Source organism: Allocoleopsis sp. (assembly GCF_036703385.1).
GTDB lineage: Bacteria > Cyanobacteriota > Cyanobacteriia > Cyanobacteriales > Coleofasciculaceae > Allocoleopsis.
Map to the genome: position 1 here is coordinate 1 of NZ_DATNPA010000544.1, position 2,091 is coordinate 2,091.

Genomic DNA, 2,091 nt, shown 5'->3' on the forward strand with positions numbered 1-2,091 from the left:
CCTGTGATCGAGCTATGGGGGAAGGGCGATTCCTAGGGAAAGCAATGCTTACGCATCGTTCACCCTCTTCTCTTCCATAACGATGAAACCAACCTAACTGTTCGGCATACGCCTTGGCAGTCGGAAATAGTCAGGATAAAGTCAGAAGAAAGTCGTAAAAAAGGTCAGATCGTCAGAACAGCTAGGCTTCGTCACTGCGCCTAAAAACTGGCTCAGGACTCCACACGGCTGGAGAAAGAACTAGCGTGATCTGCCTTGACGGCAGCGCTTGCGCGATCGCTCAACCCTAAATTGAAGTGAAAAGAAACGCGATCGCACGGTCAGCCAGAAAAAATTAAAATCCTTCTCAAGGAGGATGTAAATTATATATACATTACAGTAGGGAATCCAGAAAAACCCAGTAAATTTAGAAATTACGTCAAGATTACTGGTAATGACAGGACAAGAGGCACTCACCTTCGTCGATACATTTTTACGCTCTGCTAACCACAGCAAAAGACTCAATGACATTCAATCTGAAGTCTTTCTGCAAACTTGGGCAGGACTCTCCTACAAGGAGATTGCCCAGCAGTTAGGTTATCAACACGACTACATCAAACAAGTTGGTTCGCAACTGTGGCGAAGTCTCTCCCAAACCTTCGGCGAACCCGTCTCGAAGCGAAATGTTAAAGCCGTTTTGCGCCACTACCAACAGTCGCAAACCAATAGGGGCGAGTCCCTGTGCTTGCCCTTCACGCAAGATTGGAGTGAAGCCATTGATCTTTCCCGATTTTACGGTCGAAAAGAGGAACTGCAAACGCTAGAAACTTGGATTCTTGAGGACGGTTGCCGTGTGATTGCCCCACGCACCGCCCTTGGGGCGATCAGATTGTTGGACTTGGTGGGATGAATTGCCAACGCTTTTAACCATTGAATGCCTGAGGTGCCGCTCCCTTAGCCAGGAATATTGGAAATTGGGTCTAATTACGGGGTATCGGGCTTGTGGCTTAAGAGTTGAGAGAGTTGAGTTTGCAGCTTTTCTCGCAAGTGTTGGGCATTTCGGTAAGCTTGCGATCGCGTGATGCTCGGTGGTGCTGCCAATTGCTCTTGGTGAACTCTCAACGCTGTTCCCCCTTCAGAGGTGTCAGCCCTCATTGTCTTTTCTGACGCTACGTCCGTCCAAGATTCATACAAAGGCTGAACGTAATAACTCAAGCGGGTTCTCATCGCCCAAACCCCCATTGATGGAAACAGTAGAAAGACAAACATCAACGGTGAGATAGGCAGGAAGGGCAGGAAGACTCGCTTCGCCAATTTTTTGACATTAAACGCCAAAGGATGCAACGACTCACTGCCGAGGCAAATTACGGGCAGAATGGGAATGCGGTAGCGATCACTCAACTGAATAAAGCTAGGATGAAAGGTCTCCAACTGATAGCGTTTTGACCAACCTTTTCCAGGGCCATGTACGCCTTCGGGTGGATAAAGTAGGACGGTTTTGTGAGTGACTGCCGCTTCAAACTCATTCAGTTCTGCTCGAACACCCCCTAAAACCTGCGACCATCCAGGTGGTAGCCACCAAATCACCCAAGGATGTTCAAACAACGAAACACTCGCCAGTGGTTGCACAACCCATCCTCGTTTATGGCTTAAAAGATACGCCAATACAAGGAAGTCCCAAGGAAAACACATCCCCGCATGATTCATTGCCACAATCAAAGGCTCAGTCTGGGGCAGATTCTCTGTTTCGTGTAATTCAGCGCGAAAATAATATTTAACAATTGGTGCTAGGATTTCATCCCGGAAAGCGTTCTGATAGTTTGGCTCGAACTGAGTAGCCGACGAGCTGGGTAAACGGCAACCCAAACGTAACCAGCGCAGTAGCAAAGCCAGGTAAAATCCCCCCGGAATCAAAAATAATAGATATTCCAACCAATTCCAGCCATCTGGATAGGAATGATAATGTTGCCAATGGCGGTTAAACAAAATCAGCCAACCTGGAGGATACCAGAGGCAAAACCAATCAAACCAGGTAAATCGATAGGAATGAACTGAAGATTGCTGCATTCCGTTGGATAGTCAATTTGGCTAGTGTCCTATCATCATTGTGAA

Annotated in this window: 2 protein-coding genes; one reads left to right on the forward strand and one right to left on the reverse strand. The window is 47.4% G+C overall.

What is annotated here, in order from left to right; genetic code table 11:
• Positions 1-433 precede the first annotated feature (433 nt).
• Positions 434-889, forward strand: a complete 456-nt coding sequence (locus tag V6C93_RS26530; protein WP_333479671.1) for a hypothetical protein — start codon at positions 434-436, stop codon at positions 887-889.
• A gap of 74 nt (positions 890-963) precedes the next feature.
• Here V6C93_RS26530 and V6C93_RS26535 read toward each other — a convergent pair whose 3' ends face one another.
• The gene (locus V6C93_RS26535; protein WP_333479672.1) at positions 964-2,046 is read right to left on the reverse strand and encodes a 1-acyl-sn-glycerol-3-phosphate acyltransferase; all 1,083 of its coding nucleotides are present in this window, start codon (positions 2,044-2,046) and stop codon (positions 964-966) included.
• Between the last annotated feature and the right edge of the window lie 45 nt (positions 2,047-2,091).

Excerpts from the sequence above, each read along its gene's own strand:
- V6C93_RS26530 (WP_333479671.1), top strand. The coding sequence starts at position 434 with ATGACAGGACAAGAGGCACTCACCTTCGTCGATACATTTTTACGCTCT.
- V6C93_RS26535 (WP_333479672.1), bottom strand. The coding sequence starts at position 2,046 with ATGCAGCAATCTTCAGTTCATTCCTATCGATTTACCTGGTTTGATTGG.